This window comes from Acinetobacter sp. BZX-2 (genome assembly GCF_055179795.1).
Genome location: NZ_CM143686.1, coordinates 1,172,655 through 1,199,646 on the forward strand (window position 1 = coordinate 1,172,655; position 26,992 = coordinate 1,199,646).

General features: G+C 38.0%; 23 protein-coding genes. 15 read left to right on the forward strand and 8 right to left on the reverse strand.

Annotated features, from left to right (window positions below):
* Positions 1 to 8: 8 nt before the first annotated feature.
* The 3 genes from ACY45D_RS05435 to ACY45D_RS05445 all read left to right on the forward strand — a co-directional run bounded on the left by ACY45D_RS05435 (position 9) and on the right by ACY45D_RS05445 (position 2,117).
* Positions 9 to 425, forward strand: a complete 417-nt coding sequence (locus ACY45D_RS05435; RefSeq protein ID WP_463108781.1) for a YraN family protein — start codon at positions 9 to 11, stop codon at positions 423 to 425.
* A 113-nt stretch (positions 426 to 538) separates the two neighbouring features.
* Positions 539 to 1,240, forward strand: coding sequence for a BON domain-containing protein (locus ACY45D_RS05440; protein ID WP_463108782.1), 702 nt, complete (start codon positions 539 to 541; stop codon positions 1,238 to 1,240).
* Positions 1,224 to 2,117 (forward strand): alpha/beta hydrolase, encoded by an 894-nt coding sequence (locus ACY45D_RS05445; RefSeq protein ID WP_463109433.1) that lies wholly within the window; start codon positions 1,224 to 1,226, stop codon positions 2,115 to 2,117. The genes ACY45D_RS05440 and ACY45D_RS05445 overlap by 17 nt, the downstream gene beginning before the upstream one ends.
* A 77-nt stretch (positions 2,118 to 2,194) precedes the next feature.
* Here ACY45D_RS05445 and nudC read toward each other — a convergent pair whose 3' ends face one another.
* From nudC to dnaQ, 3 genes are all read right to left on the reverse strand, one after another.
* Positions 2,195 to 2,953: an NAD(+) diphosphatase gene (nudC, locus tag ACY45D_RS05450; RefSeq protein ID WP_463108783.1), complete on the reverse strand. Its 759-nt coding sequence runs from the start codon at positions 2,951 to 2,953 to the stop codon at positions 2,195 to 2,197.
* A complete protein-coding gene (locus tag ACY45D_RS05455) occupies positions 2,953 to 4,596 on the reverse strand; it encodes a chemotaxis protein (RefSeq protein ID WP_463108784.1) in 1,644 nt (547 codons plus the stop codon). Before ACY45D_RS05455 ends, nudC begins: the two co-directional genes overlap by 1 nt.
* 128 nt (positions 4,597 to 4,724) lie before the next feature.
* The gene (gene dnaQ / locus ACY45D_RS05460) at positions 4,725 to 6,296 is read right to left on the reverse strand and encodes a DNA polymerase III subunit epsilon (RefSeq protein ID WP_463108785.1); all 1,572 of its coding nucleotides are present in this window, start codon (positions 6,294 to 6,296) and stop codon (positions 4,725 to 4,727) included.
* A gap of 215 nt (positions 6,297 to 6,511) precedes the next feature.
* Here dnaQ and ACY45D_RS05465 point away from each other — a divergent pair, with 215 nt between their 5' ends.
* The 6 genes from ACY45D_RS05465 to ACY45D_RS05490 all read left to right on the forward strand — a co-directional run bounded on the left by ACY45D_RS05465 (position 6,512) and on the right by ACY45D_RS05490 (position 16,879).
* Positions 6,512 to 9,826 (forward strand): lytic transglycosylase, encoded by a 3,315-nt coding sequence (locus tag ACY45D_RS05465; RefSeq protein WP_463108786.1) that lies wholly within the window; start codon positions 6,512 to 6,514, stop codon positions 9,824 to 9,826.
* A gap of 98 nt (positions 9,827 to 9,924) precedes the next feature.
* Positions 9,925 to 11,778 (forward strand): extracellular solute-binding protein, encoded by a 1,854-nt coding sequence (locus ACY45D_RS05470; protein ID WP_463108787.1) that lies wholly within the window; start codon positions 9,925 to 9,927, stop codon positions 11,776 to 11,778.
* A gap of 102 nt (positions 11,779 to 11,880) precedes the next feature.
* A complete protein-coding gene (yejB, locus tag ACY45D_RS05475; protein WP_463108788.1) occupies positions 11,881 to 12,951 on the forward strand; it encodes a microcin C ABC transporter permease YejB in 1,071 nt (356 codons plus the stop codon).
* Entirely contained in the window at positions 12,951 to 13,967 is a 1,017-nt protein-coding gene (locus tag ACY45D_RS05480; RefSeq protein WP_463108789.1) for an ABC transporter permease, read from the forward strand. Before yejB ends, ACY45D_RS05480 begins: the two co-directional genes overlap by 1 nt.
* On the forward strand, positions 13,939 to 15,531 hold the full coding sequence (locus ACY45D_RS05485) for a dipeptide ABC transporter ATP-binding protein (RefSeq protein ID WP_463108790.1): 1,593 nt from the start codon (positions 13,939 to 13,941) through the stop codon (positions 15,529 to 15,531). The genes ACY45D_RS05480 and ACY45D_RS05485 overlap by 29 nt, the downstream gene beginning before the upstream one ends.
* A 103-nt stretch (positions 15,532 to 15,634) precedes the next feature.
* Positions 15,635 to 16,879, forward strand: coding sequence for an NADH:flavin oxidoreductase/NADH oxidase family protein (locus tag ACY45D_RS05490; protein WP_463108791.1), 1,245 nt, complete (start codon positions 15,635 to 15,637; stop codon positions 16,877 to 16,879).
* 31 nt (positions 16,880 to 16,910) lie between these two features.
* On the opposite strand, the gene ACY45D_RS05495 is transcribed toward ACY45D_RS05490, so the two are convergent.
* The 5 genes from ACY45D_RS05495 to map all read right to left on the reverse strand — a co-directional run bounded on the left by ACY45D_RS05495 (position 16,911) and on the right by map (position 21,943).
* Entirely contained in the window at positions 16,911 to 17,618 is a 708-nt protein-coding gene (locus ACY45D_RS05495) for a glutathione S-transferase family protein (protein WP_463108792.1), read from the reverse strand.
* 493 nt (positions 17,619 to 18,111) lie between these two features.
* The gene (locus ACY45D_RS05500; protein WP_463108793.1) at positions 18,112 to 18,255 is read right to left on the reverse strand and encodes a hypothetical protein; all 144 of its coding nucleotides are present in this window, start codon (positions 18,253 to 18,255) and stop codon (positions 18,112 to 18,114) included.
* Positions 18,248 to 19,474 carry an MFS transporter gene (locus tag ACY45D_RS05505; protein WP_463108794.1) on the reverse strand — a complete coding sequence of 409 codons (1,227 nt, stop codon included), beginning with the start codon at positions 19,472 to 19,474 and terminating at the stop codon, positions 18,248 to 18,250. Before ACY45D_RS05505 ends, ACY45D_RS05500 begins: the two co-directional genes overlap by 8 nt.
* 202 nt (positions 19,475 to 19,676) lie before the next feature.
* The gene (locus ACY45D_RS05510) at positions 19,677 to 20,795 is read right to left on the reverse strand and encodes an OmpW/AlkL family protein (protein ID WP_463109434.1); all 1,119 of its coding nucleotides are present in this window, start codon (positions 20,793 to 20,795) and stop codon (positions 19,677 to 19,679) included.
* A gap of 320 nt (positions 20,796 to 21,115) precedes the next feature.
* Positions 21,116 to 21,943, reverse strand: a complete 828-nt coding sequence (gene map, locus ACY45D_RS05515) for a type I methionyl aminopeptidase (RefSeq protein ID WP_463108795.1) — start codon at positions 21,941 to 21,943, stop codon at positions 21,116 to 21,118.
* 233 nt (positions 21,944 to 22,176) lie between these two features.
* Here map and rpsB point away from each other — a divergent pair, with 233 nt between their 5' ends.
* The 6 genes from rpsB to ACY45D_RS05545 all read left to right on the forward strand — a co-directional run bounded on the left by rpsB (position 22,177) and on the right by ACY45D_RS05545 (position 26,814).
* Entirely contained in the window at positions 22,177 to 22,929 is a 753-nt protein-coding gene (gene rpsB, locus ACY45D_RS05520) for a 30S ribosomal protein S2 (protein ID WP_004831703.1), read from the forward strand.
* A gap of 139 nt (positions 22,930 to 23,068) precedes the next feature.
* Complete coding sequence (gene tsf / locus ACY45D_RS05525; RefSeq protein ID WP_463108796.1) at positions 23,069 to 23,950, forward strand: translation elongation factor Ts; 882 nt, start codon at positions 23,069 to 23,071, stop codon at positions 23,948 to 23,950.
* A 167-nt stretch (positions 23,951 to 24,117) separates the two neighbouring features.
* A complete protein-coding gene (locus ACY45D_RS05530; protein ID WP_463108797.1) occupies positions 24,118 to 24,711 on the forward strand; it encodes a DUF3465 domain-containing protein in 594 nt (197 codons plus the stop codon).
* A gap of 139 nt (positions 24,712 to 24,850) precedes the next feature.
* Positions 24,851 to 25,672 (forward strand): AraC family transcriptional regulator, encoded by an 822-nt coding sequence (locus tag ACY45D_RS05535; protein WP_463108798.1) that lies wholly within the window; start codon positions 24,851 to 24,853, stop codon positions 25,670 to 25,672.
* Positions 25,673 to 25,756: 84 nt separating this feature from the next.
* Positions 25,757 to 26,500 carry an AzlC family ABC transporter permease gene (locus tag ACY45D_RS05540; protein ID WP_463108799.1) on the forward strand — a complete coding sequence of 248 codons (744 nt, stop codon included), beginning with the start codon at positions 25,757 to 25,759 and terminating at the stop codon, positions 26,498 to 26,500.
* Positions 26,497 to 26,814: an AzlD domain-containing protein gene (locus tag ACY45D_RS05545; protein WP_463108800.1), complete on the forward strand. Its 318-nt coding sequence runs from the start codon at positions 26,497 to 26,499 to the stop codon at positions 26,812 to 26,814. Before ACY45D_RS05540 ends, ACY45D_RS05545 begins: the two co-directional genes overlap by 4 nt.
* The last annotated feature ends 178 nt before the right edge of the window (positions 26,815 to 26,992 follow it).

Sequence of the window (26,992 nt, forward strand, 5' to 3'; positions counted from 1 at the left end):
TCTTCATCATGGCAAAAAATTCTTTAGGTCAATGGGCGGAGCAAGAGGCAGTAAATATTTTGCTCAGCCATCACTATCAAATTTTAAAATTGAATTATTTCTCGCAATTTGGGGAGATTGATATTATTGCCCAATACCAAAATAATCTTATTTTTGTTGAAGTCAAAGCCAGAACACCTACACAGCTAGGTAAAGCATTTGAAGTGGTAAGTTTATCAAAGCAAAAGAAATTATTGAAAACAGCTTTGAAGTTTTTACAAGATCATCCTCATTATGAACAATACTATTGTCGTTTTGATGTAATTAGTTTTGATTTACATCATAAAATTGCAAAAAACGTACAGCAAGACTTTACTCAAATCTCTTATGATCAAGCATGGATTGAAAATGCATTTACTTTAGATGCGGACTTGATTAATCTGTGATTGAAAATTCAAGCATCGTTATTTAATAGTTATTTAAAAAATATAGAATATTTTAGTGTAAAGGCTTTCCATGAGGATGGTTTTGTCGCTAAATTCAATAGGAGTTTTGCTGAGTGTTAAAGCGTATTGTCATAACCATGATGTGTGTAGCAAGTTTGTCTGGTTGCGCAAGTTTTATCTCAGGTGGCACAGGTTCTGCACCAGTTGGAACAGAAAGTGGTGTTAGATCTTTAGGTCAAGTGTTCATTGATTCTTCTATTGAACGTACTGCGAAAATAAATTTATATAAACTCGATGCTCGTTTTAATCAATCTCGCGTCAATATCAGCAGTTTTCATAGCAATGTGTTGCTCACAGGGCAAGTACCTGATGCACATTTGAAGCAGTTGGCTGAAGATAATTTACGTGCAATGAGTGATGTAAAAGCAGTGCATAATTATATTACTGTGGGTAATCAAATTGGTTATAGCACGATTATGCAAGATGCGAGTGTCACTGCAAATACACGTGGTTTGATTATGAAAGCACCTGTCGTTTCAGACAATAAAGTGCTTATTCATACAGAAGATGGTGTGTTGTATGTTTTAGGTCGTTTAAATAATGCTGAAATTGCAGACTTAAATGATGTTTTACAAAAGGTTGGAAATGTGACTAAAATTGTGACCTTGATTGATAATATCGAGCAAGGAAATAATTCAATCCAATCATCATCATTTACAGCACCTGTTGTGAATAATACGCAACCTGATGTACAGACTCCAGTTGCGATTGATCCAGATGCTGTCGAGCCAAGCAAGAATGTTATTCAACAATAAGTTGCGACCTTTAAAAGATCAAATCGTTAAACAATTGGAAAGTCTTAAATCGCAATATAAAGATTTCCGCTTATATGATTTAGGTAGTATGACCATCAATGGATTGACCCCGAAAAAGGGGTATTCCATTAAGCCAAATATTGCTTATGGTTTGAAAGCTCGACAACGCTTAGATCTTTATATTTCGAATCAAAATAAACACAAACCACTGATTATTTTTGTACATGGTGGTGCGTGGAGTCATGGCGATAAAAGTGCTTATAAATTTGTCGGCGAAGCATTTAGTCGTTTTGGCTATGATGTGGCGGTGATGAATTATCATCTTGCCCCTGAACATAAGTTTCCAAGCTACGTGACAGATTTGGCTGTTGCTTTGAATTATTTACAGCAGCAACAAACGAAACTGGGTATTTCAACAGCCAATATTGCACTGATGGGCCATTCAGCGGGCGCATTTAATATTGCATCTTTGTTGTATCATCCACAGCATTATGATTTGCAGATTAAGCAAAATATCAAAGCAATGATTGGTATTGCTGGGCCTTATCATTTTGATTATAAAGGTGATCCTTTGGCTGAAGCTGCTTTTGATCAGAGTGTGCCTTTTGAACAAGTGATGCCTTATTATTTTGTCGAAACCAATACAGTAAAACATTATTTGTTTTTAGCTGAAAATGATCAAATCGTGAAAGACACAAACTCTTTGGATTTTAAATTACAACTTGAACAAAAGGGCAATCATTGCGAAATAAGAGTGATTCCAAAGACTGGGCATATTTCAATTATGGGCAGTGTGTCGAGTTTAGTGAGCCGATTCTTTAAAACACGTTCTGAAATCATTCATATTTTGGACAATATATTTAAAAACAATCAGTAATAAATGCGCTTAGCAATAAAAAACACCGAGCAATCGCTCGGTGTTTTTTATTTGTTGAATGTCCATTGTTGCAATGCTTAATCTTGATGCATGGGTGTGTGATGAATCACATGCTCAATCATGGCATGTGCAATACTGCCTGAGAAAGGTGTTTCGGGAAGTTGATCAAATTTGAAGAATTGAGCATCGCTAATTTCTTCTTCCTGCAACACGATTTCACCAGATTCGTATTCAGCTTTAAATGCCAACATTAAGTTGCTTGGAAATGGCCATGGCTGACTTGATAAATAAGTGACATTTTTTACATGTAAACCTACTTCTTCCAAAGTTTCTCTTTTGACAGCTTCTTCCAAAGTTTCGCCAACTTCAACAAAACCCGCAATTAAACCATACATATTGCTGATATTTTTTGCATTCTTTGCCAGCAGAATTTCATCTTTACCCCGTGTAATCACGGTAATAATGCAGGGTTGTACACGCGGATATTGATGATAACGGCAAGCAGGGCAAACCATTGCATATTCAATAGGGTGGACTTCTGTTTCATGCCCACAATGACTACAAAACTTATGGTTTCTACGCCACTCTAATAGTTGGACTGCACGACTGGCTTGTTCAAATTGTGGTTTCGTCCACTGTGAAATAAGCTGACGGATGGGAATGAGTTGATATCCCTCAGGAATCGCATCTTCTGCTAAAAGATCTCGGGCAATGATTTGATCACCCGAGCTAAAACTAATATCACTTGCTAGTTTTTCAACTTTGGGAAGTTGAAGATTTTCATCCACTAAAAGTTGGTGATGATGAAAAATATAAGCAAGTGATAATTCAGACATTAGGCAACCGATTTCAATTTTTGACTACTGGTTAATGCAACATTAAACATGGCTTGTAAAACGGGTTGTTTATTTTGCAGATTTTCAATCATCATATCTGCACTCGCCAAGACATCCAGCAAATGATTAATTTGTTGAGCATCAAAGCCTTGTTCTTTGGCAAGTTGAGTTTGTACAAAATCGGCTGCTTCTAATAAAGCTTTTTGCCCATCTTTTGCAGAAAGGAACAACATCGCACCCGCAATCTCTCTCAGTTGAGATGGGATTGTTTCTAAATTACTTGCTTGATTGTCTTGTAGATATTGAATCAGCGTGGTTGCAGTCAAATCCGCAGTTGTCTTGGTTTCAGCCAGTAAAGCAGTGTGTGCTTCGTCTAAACGATCCAAGGAAATCTGTAGATTATTCACTTTTAACTGTAGACGATTCGATGTGTAATTACGCTCTAAAATACCAATTGAATTCATTGCAGATAAAATGCTATTCATCAATTGTTGAACATAACTTTCATCTTTAAGCATATTGTCTTGAGCCAAAAGGTCAGCTTGCTGTTTTAGTTCTATATAAGCTTCATTTAAGTTTAAAACTTTAAAAACATGAGCGAGATCATTCAGCTTCACTTTGATTTCTTGAGCTTTTTCACTACTCATATTGTGATAGTTAAACTCAATATCATTACGGATTTGTGACATTTCATCGGTAATTAATTGGCTAACAGTATGAATCGTATCAAAGTCTGGGCCATACAAATGGCGGCTAAAAATTTGTAGTTGCGTATCTGTCAGAATATCTTCACCGACATTGATTTGCTCACGAATATGCTGTGAAACATCATCTTCTTGGCTGATACAAATGCTCAAGATATTTGCAGTGTCTAAAACAGAGGCTTTAAAAGCTTGTGGGTCTTTGAAAAACAACGAAATATTGGTTTCGATACCAATGAGTGTTCTTAGACGGGCATCATTTAAAAGAATATTGTCAATTTGATTTAAAGCAAATGCAACCAAGCTCCAATATTGTGCGCTTGGTTGGTCTTTAGAAAAGTTTTCTAAATATGCACCAACCAATTTCAGGCCTTGCAAATCAAGTTTAGTTTCTTGTTGTTTCAACAATTTATGTAAACATAGCTTATATAACTTATGTACATAAACTGATTTTTCTAATTCAGGCGATTGCGGAAGCTTAAAGTTTGGCGTGACGCAATCGAGTAGTGGAACAATCGCTTGGCCTTCAGGGGTTAACTCAAGCCCCAATACTTGCTCTAAATGATTTAAAGAATCATGTAAAAACTGTGGGACTTTAACTTCACGCAAGCAACTAAATTCAATATAGCGTTTGAGCATGGTGGTGCCTTCGCTCAAAGCAATCACTTCTTCTGTATTGATATCACGCGGATTTTGCATGATTTTACGCATCAGCTGTGCGGCTAATTCCGTAATTTTGGCAACTTGTGGCATGTCAATCAACATGAGTACATGAGCACATTGCTCCAATTGACTCAATGCATCATCAATACCAAAAGGTAAAGTTTGATCTTCAACTAAGCTACTCACAGCTGATTCTACTTGTAGAATTGAATTATCGACTTCTTTTTTAATAATAAGTAATGCCGTCGGATCAAAATGTATAGAGGTTTGGTAAGACATTGATCTGCACCTATCCAGGGTATCTAAATGTTCTATTTTTAGCCTCATAATAAGGCTAATTTTTCTAAGTTTTAATATAGCTGAAGAATGAAATCTTTACAGAACAAAATCACGATTTAATGGCAATTTTATTTTGCAAAAATGCAGGCTTCCCCGTATTTCTCTTGGTATTGTTTGACCCAGTTCTCATGCGCATCTAATTCTTCATCAGAAGGAGCAATGACTGGAAGATCAAGTTCGAGTCTTTGTCGAGCAACGTTCCCTTGACCTTGCTCAGTATGTGCAGAAATCGCATCCATGTCAAAAGATACTTGTCCGCCTGTCATGGCTAAGTAAACGTCAGCTAAAATCTCGGCATCGAGTAATGCACCGTGGAAGGTTCGATCTCGTTGCGGGATTTCATAGCGGCGTACTAAAGCATCCAATGAGTTTTTCTGCCCTGGATGCTTACTTTTCGCCATTGCCAAAGTATCGGTGACTTCACAGACTTCCGATAACGCAGGTAAGCCAGTACGTTTAAACTCCATGTCTAAGAAGTTCATATCGAAGCTTGCGTTATGGGCAATAATTTCACTATCTTTTAAATAGTCAAATAACACCTGTGCAATTTCAGCATATTTAGGTTTATCTTTTAAAAACTCGTCTGTAATACCGTGAATCGCCTCTGAGTCACCTACAGGTTTTTCAGGGTTAATATAAATATGGATCGAACGCCCTGTAAGTTTACGATTGATCATTTCAATCGCACCAACTTCAACGATTCGGTCAGTATCCTGATAATAAAAACCTGTCGTTTCTGTATCGAGAATAAACTGTTTAGGACCTTGTAAATGAAGCGTTGCAGGAGTAATCACAATCTGAGGATGAAGATCCGACACAGTATTTGAATTCTGGCTTTTTTCAATACGATCGATAGCATCTGCTGAATTTGGCATTTCAGAACTTTGATTATCGGTCATTGCTATTTCTTCATTCATTGGTGAGTTGGCTTCAATTTCTTTGCTTGTAGCGGATTCGTTGTGTTCAGAATCGAGCTGTATAGAGGGAGCTGTATCTACAACTATTGCGTCATCAATAAGTGTTTCTTCAACGACTTCTTCATCTTGGATTAAGTCAAAACCAAAAGGGTCATCAAATAACCAATCATTTTCTACTTTTTTTTTATCATCTAATAGAGCGTTTGACGCATTTTCTGAATTATTGATTAACGTGTTTGGCTGAAGATTTTTTTCAGTAACATCTATTTGTGAATGTTGTGATTGGGTTGCTGATTTTGCTTTTAAGGTCTGTTCTGTACCTAAGTTTGCCAATTGATCTGCCATTTCATTGCCCGCATGACCTGCATGACCTTTGATCCAGTTCCACTCAATTTCACGGCCTTGGCAGGTTTTATCTAGTTTTTGCCAAAGATCAGGATTTTTTACATCTTTCCAATTTTTCTTTTTCCAACCTGTGATCCATTCAGTGATGCCACGTTTAACGTAGTTGGAATCTGTCCAAATAATCAATTTGGCATCCATAGGGCAGAACGCAATCCCTTCAATGGCTGCGGTTAACTCCATACGGTTATTGGTTGTGTCTAGCTCGCCACCACACAATTTATGCTCTTTAGATGCGGTAATAATATATGCACCCCAGCCACCCGGACCTGGATTGCCTTTACAAGCCCCATCGACATAAAGAGTGATTGTTTGTGACATAGTAATAACCAATGAAAGTGAAGAAAGAGTTGAACATAGCGGTTTAAGAATTTATTGTATACGCAAATCAGCGTTTTCTGCGCATGAACTGAGATTTTTTTAATTTCTTGTAACATTTGTATGCAATTCGCATTCAAATTTTGCCTTGTATGAGTCTATAGCTCTACTAAAATGGCAGAGATAAAATAATTTACTAAATGTTGTTCGGAACCCTTATGTCTAAAGCTACCACAATGGTGTGGCAACCTACTGCGTCTGTTTTCTTTAAATTATCGTTATTAACATCTGCATTGGCCGCAGTGGGTTTGACTACTGGTTGTTCCTCGACTCCATCTAATTCAAAAGTTCAAACCTCAAAACAAACAGGCATGTTGGATGCGAGCAGTTTAGATTCGCTCGAAGATCTATTGTCTGCAACAGATATGCGTGCTGTAGAAGGTGATCGCTTACTGATTTTAAAACACGGTGACGTTTGGAAGCGTATGACCGTTGGTTTTAAAATGAATGAAGATCATTGGGATCCTCGTATCGATGCGCAACGAAGCTGGTTTGTTTCTCGTCAGCCTTATATTGACCGTTTGAGCGCACGTGCGTCACGTTATCTTTATCATACTGTGAAAGAAGCTGAACGCCGTGGATTACCGACTGAATTGGCATTATTGCCTATTATTGAAAGTTCATACGACCCTGCTGCAACCAGTAGCGCAGCAGCTGCAGGTATGTGGCAATTTATTCCAAGTACAGGGAAAATTTACGGTTTAAGACAAACCAGTATGTATGATGGTCGCCGTGACGTAGTTGAGTCTACACGTGCAGCATATGAGTTCTTAGGCAGTTTATATAATCAGTTTGGCTCATGGGAATTGGCTTTAGCTGCTTATAATGCAGGCCCAGGACGTATTCAACAAGCCATTAACCGTAACCAAGCGGCAGGCTTACCAACAGATTATTGGTCTTTGAGATTACCTCAAGAAACCATGAACTATGTGCCGCGTTTCTTAGCCGTAGCGCAAATTATCAAAAGCCCATCAAAATATGGGGTGTCGTTACCACCGATTGCAAACCGTGCCCATTTTAGAGAAGTAAATATTCCTGCAGGGGTTCAACTCAATCAAATTGCTTCAATTACTGGACTCAGCCGTGCGGAACTGTATGCATTAAATCCGGGGCATCGTGGTGAGTCAATAGATGCATCAAGTACATTGCGTATTTTGATCCCTGCAGATGTTAGTCCAACCATTGATTCTAAATTAAGAGCTTTAAAACCAAGTTATGATGGCGGATTGTGGGCAAGTAATAACGGACCAACCACAGCAACCACCACGTTGTCACCTACACCTGTAACGACAACAGTTACACAAACCATCAATCCAGCAAGAACGACACCACCTGCTTTAACTGCAAGTAATAACAGAACATCAAACACGAAAACCTCCAGTTCTGTTAGCCCATTAAGTACCTTAAAAAATACGCCACAAGGTTCAGAGGCTTTGGCTAGATTTGCTGCCAATGCTGATGTACCGAGTGCGCCACGTATTCCTGTTGCTGTCACTACGGCAGCCAATGTGAAACCTGTTGCCGTTGAACCACCAATTTCTGCACAAGAAAAAGCTCGAATTCTCGCTGCAATTCAAGCAGAAGGTGAAAAGGAAACAGTGAAGCAAGTTTTAGAACCACAAGCTTCTCAAGCAGAAAAAGAACAAGTCGTTCAAGAAATTAAAGCAATTGCTCCACAAGGTACAGAAATTGTCGATCCTTATGATGGCAAGATTAAACTTACTGCAATTCAAACCAGTCAATCTGTTGCGGAAGTGCAAGGTAAAGAGAATATCGTCGGTTTTGCTTATCCAAAAGGTCTTGCTGATACAACGCCTGCAAACTCTGAAGAAGCTAAACTTAATCAGGGTAAAAGTTTTAAAAAGACCGATAGTGAAGTTGTTGTAGAGCCTCCTAAAGGTAAACGCAGTACTTATACTGTGCTGTCAGGTGATACTTTAGCGACAATCGCATTGAAAAACGGCGTCAATTGGCGTGATATTGCCAAATGGAACCAAGTCGATCCAAATGGTACGTTATTCGTGGGTGCAACATTATATTTGTATGATGCTAAACCACAGATTGATGCACCTGTTAGCGCTAAAAAAACTGTTGATAATGCACCAACAACGTATGTGGTTAAGCCAAATGATAGCTTGACCAGTGTGGCAGATCAGTTTGATTTATCTCTTTCACAATTGGCAAGCTATAACAATTTAAATACCAACAGTAATCTATTTGTTGGGCAGAAGCTAAAGTTAAAAGATGTTGCAGATAATAAATTGTCTGAAATTAGCAAGACAGTTGTTCGTGCTGATACATCTAAACCTGTCGCAAAAATTAAAACCAAAAATTATGTGGTTAAACGTGGTGAATATCTTAAAGTTATTGCAGATCGTTATGCCTTGTCTGTACCTGAGTTGGCAGATTTAACCCCAGGTTTGGATATTGCAAGTAGCTTATATGTGGGGCAAAAAATTAATGTGCCTTTACATGAGATGAAAGATGAAGACACTAAACAAGAGTCGAAACTTGAATCTAAAGTGATTGATCAAAGCAAGTTTAAGAATGTTAAAGCAGACCTTGCATATAAGACTGAAAATTACAAAGTTCAAAGTGGTGATACTTTATCCAGTATTGCAAGTCAGTCAAAAATGACCTTATCTGAATTGGCTGAGTTAAATAATTTATCAAAATCTAAAGGTTTGATGGCAGGGCAAGTCATTAAGATTCCTGCGGGTAGCTCAACACCAGATACCTATACCGTTCAATCGGGGGATAGCCTGATTGCTGTAGCCAATAAGTACAATTTGCAAGTGAGTCAAATTGCAGACTTGAATAATTTACAAAATAATTCAGGTTTATTGGTTGGTCAGAAACTTAAATTAACAGGTACGCCAGAACCAACAGTTAAAGAAAGATCTAACGCTAAAAATGATGATCAATCAGAAGCATCAGGCAAAGATATTCATGTCGTGAAGTCTGGTGAGACCATGGCAAGTATTGCAAGAAAGTACAAATTGCAGTTGTCGTTTTTAAGTGAATTGAATGGTTTGAGCCGTAATGAAGCCCTACAAGTTGGGCAACGTTTAAAAGTTGATGGGGAATTACCCAGTAAATCCTCGCTATCTAAAGAAAAAGACAAAGATGAGTTAAAAGCTGCGGCGAAATCGTCATCTAAGGTTTCAACCAAAAACACGGAAAGTTATACCGTTAAGTCAGGTGAATCACTGAATGCGATTGCAAGCCGTGTTGGTCTATCTGTTCAAGAATTGGCTGAGTTAAATAATTTAAATCAGCGAGCAGGCTTGCAACGTGGTCAAAGTATTCGTGTGCCGAAAACAGTGACTGAATACAAAGTAAAAAGTGGTGATTCCCTCATCCGTTTGGCAAGTAAATATGGCATAGACACCAATGAACTTGCTGAAATGAATGATATGAAGTCAAATGCCGCTTTGCGTATTGGTACGGTTATTAAAGTCCCAAATCTTTAATCGATCATGAGCGTCTGTCGATGAACATTGATGGAATGTCGACAGACGCTAATCCATAATCACTTCTAGATTGTTTTTAGATTGAAGGAAATCAGCTCATGCGTTTGAGCATCGCACATGTAGGTTCAATACTACCTACATTGGGGTTTTGTGTAATTGGTTTCGTTGGTTCAAATGTACATGCCGCTGTACAGACGACAGCGTACATTGCCATACACAACAGCGCCCAATATGCCAATGCTCAGGCAATGCCTTATGCCAACATCAACGCACCGAAAGGTGGTTATATCAGCATGGCAAGTAATGGGACTTTTGATAATCTTAATAGTATGAATGGTAAGGGAAGTGCGACGGATGGGGTCAATTATTTATTTGATACCCTAATGGATAGCTCGCTTGATGAACCCGGTGTGTTATATCCGTTACTGGCTGAAAAAGTCAGTTATGATCCGCAAAAGACTCAATTCGTTATTTTTCATTTAAATCCTAAAGCACGTTTTAGTAATGGCACACCCGTTACCGCAGAAGATGTTAAATTTTCTTTTGATACAATTCAAACGAAAGCAAATCTTGGTTTTCAAATGTACCTGTCTGATTTGGCGAAGACGGAAGTTTTGTCAAAATATGCTGTTAAGATGTCTTTTAAATCTAAGCATAATGCGGATATGCCACTGATTTTGGCAAAAATCGCGATCTATTCAAAAGCAGATTGGAAAAATAAAGACTATAGCAAAGTGACATTGCAGCCTATTTTAGGTTCTGGCCCTTACTTAATTGAGCATATCGATGCAGGGCGTAGTATTACCTATAAACGCAATCCGAATTATTGGGGAAAAGACCTAACTGTTAATCGTGGGCGTTATAATTTTAATCAAATGAAGTTTGTTTATTATCGAAATCCTGATATTGCTTTTGAAGGATTTAAGTCAGGACAGTATACCTTTCATCAAGAAAAGAAAGCACGAAACTGGGTGACGGCTTATACCTTTCCTGCGGTTAAAGCTGGTTTGGTGAAACAGTATATTTCTAAAGTACAAACCCCAGCACTGACGCAAAGTATTGTCTTTAATACCCGAAAAGCACCATTTAATGACATTCATTTTCGTCAAGCTTTGACCTATGCTTATGATTTTGAATGGATCAATAAAGCTTTATTGTATGGGCAGAATATACGCTTACAAAGCCATTTCCAAAACAGCGAATTGGCAGCAACGGGTAAACCAAATTTACAAGAGCTTGAAATTTTAAAACCGTATTTGACTCAACTTAATTCTACGCAGCGGCAAGGTGTTTTGGCGGATTGGAAATATCCAGTTTCGGATGCAAGTGGTTTTAATCGGCAAAATTTATTAACAGCACGAACAATTTTGTTAAAAGCAGGCTATGGTTTTAGAGATGCTAAACTGGTTGATCGTCAAGGAAAACCGATTCGTATTGAATTTTTAATTCACCAAGATGGTGATTTAAAAACTTTATTACCTTATATCCGCAATCTTAAAAAACTGGGTATAGAAGCCAATATTCGTCAAGTTGATTATCCGCAATATACTGAACGTATGCGCCGTTCAGACTTTCAAATGACACCCATGGAAATGCCACAGTCTTTGACCCCAAGTGTTGAACAACTACAAATGTGGGGCAGTAAAGCGGCAAATGAAGTGGGCAATTACAATTATTCTGGGATTCAAAACCCTGTGGTTGATCAGTTGATTCAACAAGTGATTCTTGCACCCAATCGTCAGCAATTGGTGATTCGTAGTAAAGCTTTGGATCGGGTATTGCGGGCAGGTTATTATCAAATTCTGACTTATGGTAATGATAAAAATTGGTATGCTTATTGGAATATGTATCGGCAACCTGCGATTAAGCCTAAACTATCTTTAGGTTTAGAGTATTGGTGGTCTGATCCAATTCAGCAAAACAAAGTAGCGCATTATCTTAAAAATAGATAATTTGATGATTGAATGATCACTATTTTCCGTTATAAATAATTTAATACTCATCATTATTTAAATTTTTTATATTGCATGTGGTCACAAGGAACCTCATTTTCAATGGGCATATATATACTCAAAAGACTCTTGCTGATTATTCCAACATTGTTTTTCATTCTCCTGATTAACTTTGTGGTGATTCAAATCGCACCGGGTGGCCCTGTCGAACAAGCCATTCAACAAGCAGAGAACTTTCAAGGTGTTAACCGTGGAACTGCGGGATTATCGACTTCAATTAATGAGAGTCAGTACCAAGGTGCGCGTGGTCTAAGTGAAGAAATGGTCAATAAAATCAAAGCACAATATGGTTTTGATTTGCCCATTTATGAGCGTTTTTGCTTGATGATTAAAAATTACATGGCTTTTGATTTTGGAAATAGTTTTTTTAAAGATAAGCCTGTAACTGAACTGTTATGGGAAAAGATGCCCGTTACCCTTTCATTGGGAATGTGGAGCATGTTGCTTATTTATCTGATTTCAATTCCACTGGGGATAAAAAAAGCCAAACAACATGGTATGTTTTTCGATAAATCAACGTCGTTATTATTGGCTGTAGGCTATGCAGTGCCTGCTTTTGTATTTGCGATAGTGTTGGTTGTTTTTTTTGCTGGTGGTACTTATTTGCAATGGTTTCCGTTACAAGGTTTAGTTTCAGATGATTTTGAAAGTTTAAGTTTATTTGAGCAAATGAAAGATTATTTGTGGCACATGACTTTGCCTTTGACCGCTATCGTTTTGGGTGGTTTTGCACGTTTAACTTACCTGACTAAATTTTCTTTTATGGAAGAGTTGGGGAAGCAATATGTTTTGGCTGCTCGTGCCAAAGGTTTTACTGAAAATCGGGTTTTGTATAAACACATCTTTCGTAATGCAATTTTAGTGATTGTTGCAGGTTTGCCCGAAGCATTGGTGAGCACGTTCTTTATTGGCAATCTCTTTATCGAAATTATTTTTAATTTAGACGGTATCGCATTACTTGGTTTTGAAGCGATACAACAGCGTGATTATCCTGTTATTTTCGGGACACTATTTTTACTGACTTTATTTGGAATGATCTTGCGATTGATCGGTGATTTACTTTATCAGATCATTGATCCACGGATTAATTTTGATTCGAGAGGTGTCGAGTAATGTCACCGATAACACAGGCTCGAATTCAAAAGTTTAAACAGAATCGTTTAGGTTACTTTTGTTTTATCTTATTCATTATTTTATTCATTTTATCTTTAGCTGCCGAGCTGATTGCCAATGAACGACCTTTATTGGTGAAATATGAACAACACTATTATTTACCTGTGCTCAAAACCTATCCAGAAACAACGTTTGGTGGTGTATTTGAGACTGAGGCAGATTATCGAGATCCTGTCGTTCAACATTTGATTGATGAAAAGGGTTGGGCTGTTTGGCCAATTTTGCGTTATTCCCCTCAAACTCCCAATTTAGATTTAGCGGTTCCAGTACCATCGCCACCGACTGCTGAGAATTGGTTAGGTACAGATGATCAAGGGCGTGATGTACTGACTCGTCTTTTGTATGGCTTACGCATTTCTTTAGTTTTTGGTTTGGCTTTGACTGTATTTGCATCATTTATTGGCATTATAGTCGGTGCAATTCAAGGCTATTATGGTGGATGGGTAGATCTGATTGGGCAACGCATTATAGAAGTTTGGGGCGGTTTACCGACTTTATTTATCGTCATGATTTTTGTCAGTATGTTTAAACCCAATGTATATTGGTTATTTCTCATCATGCTGTTATTTGGGTGGATATCCTTGGTGGGTATCGTTCGAGCAGAATTCCTCAGGGCACGTCATTTAGATTATGTCAAAGCTGCAAGAGGGCTAGGCGTGAATGATTGGAAAATCATGTTTCGACATATTTTGCCCAATGTGATCAGTTCAAGTTTGTCGCAATTTCCTTTTATATTAACGGCCAATATTACTGCTTTAACCGCCTTAGATTTTCTAGGGTATGGTTTACCGCCCGATACAGCTTCACTTGGTGAATTGTTATTGCAAGGTAAAAATAATTTAAATGCGCCGTGGTTAGCGCTATCAGGTTTTTTTAGCTTAGCTTTGGTTTTATCTTTATTGATTTATATTGGGGAGGCGACACGAGATGCATTCGATCCAAGACGCCAAAAATAACCCAGAATTATTACTCTCTGTAGCAAATTTACAGATTGAAAATACACAACAGCCATTGGTTCAAAAGCTTAATTTTGATTTGCATGTCGGTGAAACAGTTGCCATTGTGGGTGAAAGTGGTTCAGGTAAATCACTGAGTGGCTTAGCACTGATGGGCTTATTGGCTGAAAACTTAAAAGCTTCTGGTCAGGCTTTTTATCATGGTCAAGATTTATTGGCCATGCAAGAACTCGAATTACAGCAAATTCGTGGTCGAAAGATTGCGATGATTTTTCAAGAACCTACCGCTGCACTGAATCCTTTGCACACGGTCGTTAAAATTGTTGGCGAACCGTTATTGATCCAAGGAATGTCTAAAGAAAAAGTGCGTAAACGGGTCTATGATCTATTGAGCGATGTCGGTATTTCTGAACCTGAAGATCTATTAAATCGTTATCCGCATGAGCTGTCAGGTGGGCAAAGGCAGCGTGTTTTAATTGCAGCTGTACTGGCTCTCGAGCCTGAAATTATTATTGCGGATGAACCGACTACTGCACTAGATGTCACCTTACAGTCTCAAGTTCTAAATCTTTTACAACTTTTGATATTGAATCATAAAATGGCCATGATCTTGATCAGCCATGATTTAAACTTGGTGAAAAAATATTCCAATCAAGTGATTGTAATGAATAAAGGTGTTGTTGAAGAAAAGGGGACAGTTCAGGAAATTTTTAACAATCCTCAAGCCGATTACACCAAGTTTTTGTTAGAAAATGATTTTGGTGAAGCCAATCCACTGCCGCAACAAAGCAGTTCGATATTGTCCTTACATCGGGTTGCAGTAAGATTTCCGATAAAGAAAGGTTTATTCAATCGTGTTAAAGATCATTTTGTTGCGGTTGCTCCCTTAGATTTAAGATTACACCGATCTGAATCGATAGGTATTGTTGGCGAAAGCGGTTCAGGTAAAACATCTTTGGCTTTGGCAATTTCAAGATTGATCGACAGCTCAGGAAGTATCTTTTTATTAAATAAAGATTTAAATCGTTTGAATGAGCGACAATTACGTCCATTTCGAACAAACTTTCAAATGGTTTTTCAAGATCCAATTAGTAGCCTCAACTCACGTATGACTGTTGAGCAAATCATAGGTGAAGGTCTTGCGATGCAGAAATTGAAGGCCATAGAAATTGATATTCGTATCAATGAAGCACTTCAAAGTGTTGAATTACCTTTCCAATGTCGACGACGCTATCCGCATGAATTATCAGGTGGGCAACGGCAAAGAGTGGCTTTGGCACGTGCGATCGTTTTACGTCCTAAATTGTTGATTTTAGATGAACCAACTTCAGCATTGGATCGTACAACTCAACACGCGATTATCAAATTATTGCGCCAGTTACAAATTGACTATCAAATGAGTTATCTCTTTATTAGTCATGACTTGCAAGTCGTCAAAGCACTTTGCCAACAAGTGATGGTTCTGAAAGATGCAAAATTGATTGAATTTCAAAACACGCAAGCCTTATTTGATAAGCCTCAACATGATTATACAAAAAAATTAATAGCAGCCAGTCAGTATTAATTTGCGACATTTACAAATTTGACAAACGATATTGTCAAATTTACACTTGACCTATCGTATATTTTATTTAGAGTAAATACTCTACACCTTAAGAGACTTAATCATGAGCCATCTTGCACAACCGATTCAAATTAAAAATACAATATTTAAGAACCGCCTGATCAAAGGAGCAATGAGTGAAGCTTTGGCAAATCGTGAAGGTCAACCCAATAATTTACACCTAGGTTTGTATGAAGCTTGGGCGAAAGGTGGTCTTGGTTGTGCGATTACAGGCAATGTCATGGTCAACATTGAGGCGAAAAATGAGCCGGGTGTTGTTGCTATTGAAACTGAGCATGATTTAGAAAAATTAAAAGAGTGGGCAAATGTTGGTAAGCAATATGGCATGGTGCAATTGATTCAATTGTCACATCCAGGTCGTCAATGTCCTAAAGGTCTAAATCGTGAAACTGTTGCACCATCAGCAGTCCCTTTTAGCCCAATGTTAGCGACCACCTTTGGTACACCACGTGCGCTACGTGAAGATGAAATTCTAGATATTATTCAACGTTTTGCAGAAGCCGCGCGTATTTGTGAAAAAGCTGGTTTTGAAGGTGTGCAATTACACGGCGCACATGGTTATTTGATCAGTCAGTTCCTTTCTCCATTGACCAATAAACGTCAAGATCAATGGGGTGGTTCTATTGAAAACCGTATGCGTTTCTTATTAGAAATTTATAAAGCAGTACGTGAAAAAACCTCTGAAAACTTTATCGTGTCGGTAAAACTGAATTCAGCAGACTTCCAGCGTGGTGGGATCACTGAAGAAGAAGTGGTGCAAGTTTTTAAAGCGATCGATGCGGCAGGTATCGATTTAATCGAAGTTTCAGGTGGTACATACGAAGCACCAGCGATGGCAGGTGCAAAAGCGGATAAACGTAAAGAAAGTACCATTGCACGTGAAGCTTATTTCTTAGATTTTGCTGAAAATATTCGTAAAGAAGTAAAATGTCATCTTATGGTGACAGGCGGTTTCCGTACAGTACAAGGTATGAATGCAGCATTGGATAGTGGTGCATGTGAGTTTATTGGTATTGCACGTCCTTTGGCCGTAGAACCAGATGTAAGCAATAGCTTGATTGCAGGACGTGACGTGCGCTACGCCGTTGATGCAATTAAAACAGGTATTCCGTTTATTGATAAAATGGCGATTATGGAAGTGCTTTGGTATGCAGCGCAATTTAAAACCATCGCTCAAGGGAAACAACCGAATCCTAAACTTTCACCGTTGAAAGTGTTTTTAAATTATGCAAAAAATAATGTGAAAGCAGTGCTTCAAGGTCGTGTTAATTCTCGTAAATCGGCTTGATGTGGTTTAAATCATTGGTGGTTTTAAATCATTAATACGCATTTGACCAATATTTTTGAAAGACTTGTGCAGACCATTGTCCTTTTGTTAATGCAATTTGAAAGGCTGGTCTGCTTTGTATTTGTAATAGATAGCGTTGAATCTCTGAATATTGTTGAAAGTCTAAATCAAGTTCAAAACAAGCCTGTAATGGGAACCAAAGTTGAATGTCTGCAATGGTGAACGTTTCACCCGCAATCCATGTATGAGTATGTAATTGTTGCTCAACAAGTTGCATTTGTTGATGTAGTGTCTTATTCAAAAATCCACGATCAAAAGCATGTTTAAAAAGCCGAGCAAAGTAATGCAATGGAAATGGTGTCCGTTGCACAATTCTGCTGAATATCTGCTTAAGTGCTAAGTTTGGCATGAAATTGGTTTCAGAAAAATTCTTCCAAAAATAAAAATCAATCACTTCCTGAGCCTGTAATCCTTGGATGCCCAGTTGTTGAGTGGCATGGCTTAAATAATCAGTAATCGCAGCAGTTTCAGTTAACACAATTGGAGCAACTTGTTTATGATCCGCAATGAGTAAAGTGGGAAATTGGGCAAATGGATTGAACTGTTTTAATTCATCGTTTTGATTCTCATCAAGATGTTTCTTATAGGTTTTTAAATCATAGTCTAAGCCTAATTCTTCCAGTAACCATAGAATGCGCTGCGACCGTGATTGTATTAAATGATATAACGTTAAATGCATCGTTGAATGATTAAGAGACAGTAGGTGATTAGAAATAGCAGAACAGTTGTTTGATGTAAATTTTTTATTCACAAAAATAAGCTTATTCAAATAACAAAATGCTTTGATGCTATGTTTTAAACATAACCTGAGTTCGGGATAAGATATGTTTCCAATTATATGATACGCGGAAACGTCAGTCGCATTGTTCGAGGCAGGGCTACATTTGTAATATACTGTTTTTGCGATATATTAGATACTTTATAGTATCTGTCGAGTTAGCGACTGACAAATGGTTTTGCCTACTTTTCCCGAAAGCCTTGCGAGGTAGTACCTCTCAGGTCGAACCGAAGGTTAATCCTTACATCTGACTTTAAACAGTAAGACTCCCGTCGTGCCTGATCTATTTTTTCAATAACATATATCAGAGTTTATCCCGAACTGACGTTAAACATAAGGTGCTGAGTGAGGTGAGAATGTCTTATTAACGAATAAGACATTCTATTTTTAAAACTTAATGTGCACAGAACGCCATATTAAAATATTCAAATAAATCAGGTGTATTCATCCAAAGGAAAATAGCAAAACTGAAAATGAGGATTAAACCAATCCACAGTACTGCTTTTAACCATGAAAATGATAATAATGAATCAGTCATGAACAATCGCCTCCTCATTGACAAAGAAATGCACAATCACGCCTAAAGCACTCAGTACAATCGAAGTGATCCAAATCGCATTGTAATTCCCTGTGAGATCATGGTTTAAACCACCAAGCCATCCACCAAAAAAAGACCCAACCTGATGCGTAAAAAACACGAGACCTGTGAGTGTGGTGAGGTATTTAACGCCAAACATATTGGCCACAATACCGTTGGTTAATGGTACGGTAGATAACCATAGCAGTCCCATGATGATACCAAAAGCATAAATTGTCCAAACACTCAGTGGGAGTGTTAGAAAGGCAATAATAGCCACACCACGTAATCCATAAAGTCCCATCAACAAGTGAGGTTTTGAAAATTTATCGCCTAAATATCCTGCTGTATAAGTGCCGAGAATATTAAATAATCCAACCAAAGCTAAAAACATGGTTCCTGTAGAAGCATCAAAACCATGATCGATTAGATAGCCGGGTAAATGAATGCCTAAAAATACCACTTGGAAACCGCAAACTAAAAAACCAAAAGCAAGCCATAAAAAGGGTTTGTGCTGTAAAGCAATTTTTAGGATTTGTTTGAATGATAAATTGGGTTTGGCCACCTGTGTCACTGCATTCGGTGCAACATACATCGGTGCTTTCAGCATCCATGCAAGCGGAACAATCAATGCCACCAAGATTGCTGTAATGACCAATGCAGACGACCATCCAAAGTTTTTAATTAACAATAGGGTCGTTGGCAACATAATAAATTGCCCAAAAGAGCCTGCGGCACTGGCGATCCCCATGGCCATACTACGTTTACTCGGATGAGCTGCTCGACCTACAGCTGAAAGAAGAATTGAAAATGAAGTTGCGGATAAGGCTAAGCCAATAATCACACCGACACTAAAATCAAGTAATAATGCATTTGAGCTGATCGACATCAGAAGCAAGCCAAGGCTATATAGTACGCCACCTACAATCACGACTTTTTTACTGCCGTATTTGTCTGCTAATGCACCTGTAAAGGGTTGCATTGCACCCCAAAGCAAATTTTGTATTGCAATTGCTAAGCTGAAAACCTGATGACTCCATTGAAACTCATTACTCATTGGTACCAGATAAAGCCCAAAACCATGTCGTACACCTAAGGAGAGCGCTAGAATAAAAGCACTACCAATCAGCATAAAAATGAGTGGCTTTGAAAAGCGGGTATCATCTGTAATATGAGACATAAGTCATCCAAATCTTGGTACTAAAACCTTTAAATAGCAATTGTAGATGATTGAATGTCGAATGACGATAAAATAAAGATTGAACAATCGATAAATATTTTTTATAGGCTTAACTTTATTTCAAGTCTTTAAAATTAATCATAATCTTTTAAGTGAGAACGACCCAAAGGTCGTTCACTTTCAAGTTTGAATACGCTGCTATTTAAAAACGATAACCAATACCTGCATAGCCTAGAATAGGATTGATTTCGATATCTGTTTTAGCATTGATCAAATCTCCATATTGATCATCTGCAACCGTAATTTTTGTGGTTCCTTTCAATTGTGCGTAGGAAACAGAACCGACAGCAAACCAACGATCATTAAAATCATAAGTAAATCCTGCTGTTGCGATTGGAGCAAAGACATCCTCAGCATCTAATTTCACTTTAGGATTGCCACTACTTTTTTTGCCATCCAAAGCAGCACCTGCTTGATTTTGTTTTAAATTGACAATCATGTGGCCTGCATTAATTAAGTCTTGTTCAATATTTTTATTGATCTCCAACTCATTGAAATAGGCGTACATCATTCCTACACCAATATAAGGTCTGAATTTATTTACACCTGTTTTTCCAAAATGATATTGAAACTCAAAAGCAGGTGTCCAAGCACGTGCTGAAGCTGCTTTTTCATGTGCTTCTAGGTCTGTAATGAAAATATCTTTCTTTAAGGGTAAATCACCTACCAGAGAGCCTATACCGCTTGGGGTCGCAATTCCTGAGAGCGGTGCATAAATTTTTCCTTTACCCATAATATCAACTTTGGGTGGGACACCAGCTTTGATTTCAAGAGAAATATTGTCAGTAAAGAAATAGTTAGACATGATTCCAAGCGTTGTAACATCATCTGCTTCAAGGCCTGTACCTTCTGACTCCCATTGAGAAAGCCCATTGATGGTCGCTTCACCTGCAACATTCGATTTTAAATATTTGGTACCAGTTTCATCTTTATAAGACAACAAACCGACCACATCTAAATCCACGGCTGTTTTTAAAAAATTCTTTTTGGCTGTCGCACCACTTTGGCTTTCATCAATTGCGCCAAGTACAGAGTCAACTTTTACATCACCTACCGCTGCTTTTTGACCTTCATCTACTGCGGTGTTGATTTGAAAAGGTTGAGCTTTCCCCGTAGGTTTGACATGAAGTGCACCGACAGAAACTGAAAAACGTTTAAAACCATCGCCATCTTTAAAGCTAAAGTAAGGGGAACTTGCATGACTGAGCAGAGGTGTCAATGAGCACGATGCGACAAGGCACAGTAAGGGCTTATTCATAATTGGACTCCATGTCCGAAAATTGATACTAATTTTTATAAGTGCTCATTATTGATAAGTTGGATAAAAAAATATTGTTGTTTTTGAAGGGATATTCTTTTCACAAATGTATTATTTTTCTTGAAGTTTTATCATCGGGTTTAATAAGTACTTGGATCATGTAAGTTTGTTACCTTGTCATTACATTTTTTAGAAGACTAGATTTTTTGACTATTTTTTTTAAAACAATAGCTTATTGTTGGATTTTAAAATTAATGATAAAAAAAGGTCACCTAGAGGTGACCTTTTAAAATAAAAATCAGGGTCATTGAGTCAATGACTTTTTATTTTGTGAAACGAGACAAGTCCTCTTCAGGACGTGCTGTTAATACTTCTACACCATTTTTAGTCACGAGTAGGGTATGTTCATATTGTGCAGATAGGCTATGATCTTTAGTCACAACCGTCCATTTATCGCCCATCAAACGTGTTTGCCAAACACCTGCATTGACCATCGGTTCAATGGTAAAGGTCATACCTTCTTCTAAAATCATGCCTGTGTTCGGTTGACCATAATGTAGAACCTGAGGTTCGTCATGGAAAACAGTACCAATACCATGACCGCAATATTCACGTACCACGCTGAAACGTTCTGACTCTACATAACGTTGAATAGCATGACCGATATCACCAATAGTAGAACCTGCTTTTACAGTGGCGATACCACGGTACATTGCTTCTTGAGCAACTTTGCATAAACGATCCGCAAGAATAGAGGTCTCACCACCAACGATATACATCATATTGGTGTCGCCGTGGAAACCATCTTTAATCACAGTGACATCAATATTGAGAATATCGCCTTTCTTTAGAATCTTACTTTCAGAAGGAACACCATGACAGACCACGTGGTTCACTGATGTACAAATCACATGTTGGAATGCAGCACGGCCTGGCGCAGCGCCGTAACCTAAGCAAGCGGGGATAGCATCTTGTTTATTCACGATATAATCATGACAAATCGTATCAAGTTCAAGCGTCGAAACACCCGGTTTGATATGCGGTTTGATCATATCCAAAACTTCTGCAGCCAGTCGACCCGCTACACGCATTTTCTCAATATCGTCTGCGGTTTTGATTAATCGACGGGGAGCTTCATAAGTACTGTTCATGATCTTTAAAAACTTTTGGAAATTTGTATGTGACTATGGTATAAATAGCCGCCCAAATTATCAAATGCTTTTCGTTACTTTCTTCATGAACAGTTAACGAGAATTTTGATAAGGGTAATTTAAAAATCCGCACATATGTCGTCACATTGCTCTGGGTGCCTGAAGGTTTTTTAATCTTGAGGTGGAGAATGCGGACATATGGAGGCCTAACCCAAACTTTTAAGGTAAAGAAAATGGCAGATTACAACGTAAGCATGCGCGACCTTCTTCAAGCTGGCGCGCACTTTGGTCACCAAACTCGCTTCTGGAACCCAAAAATGCGTCAATACATTTTTGGTGCGCGTAACCGTATTCACATCATCAACCTTGAACACACTGTTCCTGCGTTAAATGATGCTTTGAATTTTGTTAACAATCTTGCAAGCAAAAAGAACAAAGTATTGTTTGTTGGTACAAAACGTGCTGCTTCAAACATCATCCGTGAACAAGCTCAACGCGCTGGTCAACCTTATGTAGATCACCGTTGGTTGGGTGGTATGTTGACTAACTGGAAAACTCTTCGTCAGTCAATCAACCGTTTGAAAGATCTTCAAACTCAATCACAAGACGGTACTTTTGCTAAACTAACTAAACGTGAAGCTTTAGAACGTACGCGTGAAATGGAAAAACTTGAACGCTCTTTAGGCGGTGTTAAGAACATGGGTGGTTTACCTGACGCATTGTTCATCATCGACGTTGATCACGAAGCGATCGCTATTAAAGAAGCTAAGAACCTTGGTATTCCAGTAATCGGTATCGTTGATACAAACTCTAACCCAGATAACGTAGATTTCGTTATTCCGGGTAATGACGATGCGATCCGTGCTGTAACACTTTATGCTTCTGCTATGGCTGATGCGATTCTTGCTGGTAAAGAATACGCTCAAACTCAAGCAAATGCTCAAGCTAAAGGCGAAGAAGCTGCGAAAGAAGCTCCTGAGGCTTAATGCGTTTTGACGCAAGCTTGTCATTTTTGCAATTTATAATGATGGCAAAATAAGCGTCGAGAAAGCAAAACGGCCCAGAGTACACTTTGGGCCGTTTTTGTTGAACAGATTCATATTCTACCGTATTTAGGAGAACAACATGACTGCAGTTACTGCGAGCATGGTAAAAGAATTACGTGACCGTACTGGTCTTGCGATGATGGAATGCAAAAAAGCATTAACAGAAGCAAACGGTGACATCGAATTAGCGATTGATAACCTTCGTAAATCAGGTCAAGCAAAAGCAGCTAAAAAAGCTGGTAACATTGCTGCTGATGGCGCAATCACAATTGCCCAAGAAGGTAACAAAGCAATTCTTTTAGAAGTTAACTGTCAAACTGACTTCGTTGCTAAAGACGAAAACTTTGCTGGTTTCTCTGCTAAAGTTGCTGCTGCTGCTCTTGCTGCTGGTGTAACTGATGCTGCTCAAATTGCTGAACTTAAACTTGAAGATGGTACAACTGTTGAAGAAGCGCGTATTGCACTTGTTCAAAAAATCGGTGAAAACATCCAAGTTCGTCGTGCTGCAATTGTTGAAGGTGAAAACCTTGCAGTTTACAAACACGGTTTAAAAATCGGTGTTGTTGTTTCTTACACAGGTTCTGCTGAAACTGGTAAAGGTATTGCAATGCACGTTGCTGCATTCAACCCAGTTGCTGTTACAGCTGAAGACGTTTCTGCTGATCTTATCGCGAAAGAGAAAGAAATTGCAGAAGCTAAAGCGATTGAATCTGGTAAGCCAGCAAACATTGTAGAAAAAATGGTGACTGGTTCAGTTGAAAAATACTTGAATGAAGTTGTTCTTGAGCGTCAAATGTACGTGATCGACAACGACAAGAAAGTTGCTGATGTATTAAAATCGACTGCTACTACAGTTGCTCAATTCGTTCGCTTCGAAGTAGGTGAAGGTATTGAGAAGAAAGCTGAAATGAGCTTTGCTGATGAAGTTGCTGCTGCTCAGGCTGCTGCCGCTGCTCAATAATTTTTACTGATTCAGTAAAAATATAAAAAACCCCTCAAATTCTGAGGGGTTTTTTTATGGGTATATAAAGCAATAAAAGTACTGATTTTAAGAATGTTTAAGTGCGAAATTTGTGCTACATCTTCTATAATCCATATCATATTCTATTATTTTAATTTTGACTCACTATGGCAAATAAAACTCAACTTGGTATAGGTGCTGCAATTGTAGTATTGATTGCTGCTTATTTTGGAATTGATTTAAATCAGCAAAAAAATGAATCAGTTCAACAACCTAATGTTGAATATTCAGAACAAAAAAACAATCATAGTCAACACAATACAAATTCTTCTGTTGTAAGCAATGATCAAAGTAGTGAAAGACACAATGATCAAGCCAAAAATCATCAGATCCAAAATGACCCATATACCAGTAGCCAAAGTCAGCATGGTCTTGAAGTTATTGCTAAATCCTATCAACGTAAATTAAGTAATGTACAAGTTCAGTCCGTTGGACGAGTCAAAGCAATTTTACGTGATGATAATGATGGCTTACGTCATCAAAAATTTATTCTTGCACTAGAGAATGGTCTAACAGTTTTAGTGGCACATAATATTGATCTAGCACCACGTGTCGACAATTTGCAGAAAGGTGATACTGTAGAATTTTTTGGCGAATATGAATATAGCACGCAAGGTGGTGTGATTCATTGGACGCATCGTGACCCTCAGCATCGCCATGAAAATGGTTGGCTAAAACATGATGGTAAGACCTATCAATAATTCTACCAATAATTGATGCTTCATTATTCATAAAGTCAAACAGATAAAACCGTAAAAGCGTGTAGTACAGCAATTTTGTACTATACGTTTTTTTGAATCGTGTTATTTTTAAAATAATCAATAAAGTCTGAATAGAAAGATGCAGGAGTGGGCGAGCTATTTTCACCTTAAGGAATTAGGTGGATTAGAGTTGTTAAAAGCGCAATATCACCATAAACAATTTTCAAAGCATGTGCATGAAGGTTATTGCATTGGTGTAATTGAAGAGGGCGCACAAAGTTTTTTCCGGACAGGGCAACTACATACTGCACCCAAAGGCGACATTATTTTGGTCAATGCGGACGAAATTCATACAGGTTCGTCTGCTGTAGAATCAGGATGGAAATATCGAGCGATTTATCCAACACCTGAAATGCTTTTAGAGATTAGTGAAGATTTTTTCACAGTAAAGAACAGTGTGCCTTGGTTTCCAAATGCTGTGGTACATGATATTGGTTTGGCACAGCAGCTTTCTTTACTCTTTGATTTATTAGAGCAAAAAGATAATGCACTGTTAAAAGAAAGCATGTATTTATCAACACTAGCACGTTTAATGAGTCGTTATGGACGTGCAAAATTAACGCCTGCGGAACTGCCGGAAGCTCAACGAAAAATAGAAATGGTCAAAGAGCTACTCAGTAGTTTTCCTGAGCATGATTATTCGCTTACTGATCTTGCGAGTTCGGTAGGCATTAGTCCTTGGCATTTTTTACGTGAATTTAAAAAATATACAGGTCTGCCACCACATAGCTGGTTGGTTCAAGTACGCTTACAAAAGGCGCGTCAGCTACTTAAACAAGGTTTTAGTATTGCGACCACAGCGCAGAATAGTGGTTTTTCAGATCAAAGCCATTTTAATCGTCATTTCAAAAAAGCCATGGGTGTAACACCATCGCAATATCTGAGTACTTTGCAGTATTAAAACAGCAATTTTATCCAATCTTTTGTTGTTCTATTCAAAGATACTGATGCTATTCTTTTCTGTTCTTTGTTATGGATGATGCCCATGAGTCATCAATTTAAACCTATTCCAAATCAGGCAATCACACAAAAGGCTTTAAATAAAAAAGCATTTTTTCAGGGTGTGATGGATATTTTGCCTTTATCTATTGCTGTTCTGCCATGGGGAATCTTGGCAGGTTCTATGGCAATTAATGCAGGTTTAAGTTTCGCTCAAGCATTTTCAATGTCTGCAATTGTCTTTGCTGGGGCCGCTCAGTTGGTTAGTTTAGGTCTCGTGATGTCAAATGCTTCAGTATTTACAATCATCATTACAATTTTCTTTTTGACCAGTCAGCATTTAATTTATGCCTTAAATTTTCGTAAAGAGGTCTCTCAATTTCCAATCCATCAACGCTTGATGATTGGCTTTTTACTCACAGATGAACTTTTTGCTGTAGGGATCGGAGAAAATAAGCAGCGTACTTTTGCTTATTTATTTGGAGCAGGTTTGTGCTTTTATCTGGCGTGGTGTTTGTTCAGTTTGTTGGGGATTTTACTTGCTCAATCCATTCCAAATTTAGAAAGTCTGCATTTAGATTTCTCAATTGTTGCCGTATTTATCTTGATTATTGTTCCGATGATTAAAAATATTGCCACTTTGTTTGGTGTAGTTGTCACGTTAATTTCTGCCTGTATTTTTAAATATTTTCAATTTGAAGGGGGCGTGGTTTTGTCAGGTTTACTGGGAATGTTGGGTGCAATGTTTATGGCTAAAACAACACGAAAAATCATAGGGAAAAGAAAATGACTTGGATTTTATTACTCAGCTTAGCTTTGATTGTTTTTATGAATCGCTATTTTTTTCTAGAACCTAAAATTGCATTTAAACTGCCTGTATTTATTGGAAATATGTTGCAGTATTCTGCACCATGTTTACTCACTGCAATCTGTGCTCCCATCGTATTTTTTCAGGACGAACAGTTACGTGCTTTACCACTGGATGCTTATTTTCTTACCGCCATTATATGTGTTGTTTTTGCACTGATTTCTAAGAAAATTTTGTTGAATTTAGGTTTAAGCTTATTGTGTTTTTATGGTTTGAACTATGTGTTGAATGGATAAGAGGAATCGTCAAATAGTTGATTATAGAGCGTTATTTATTAATGAAACAGCGTCATTATCTTATGTTGAACACTCAATTTTTTAAGCCCATTTTCTAAAACTGATTAAAGATCTCAATGATAAAGCAATCACTGCAATGAAGGCGGTGATTGCTTTTGTTTTGATGTTTAGTTTGAGA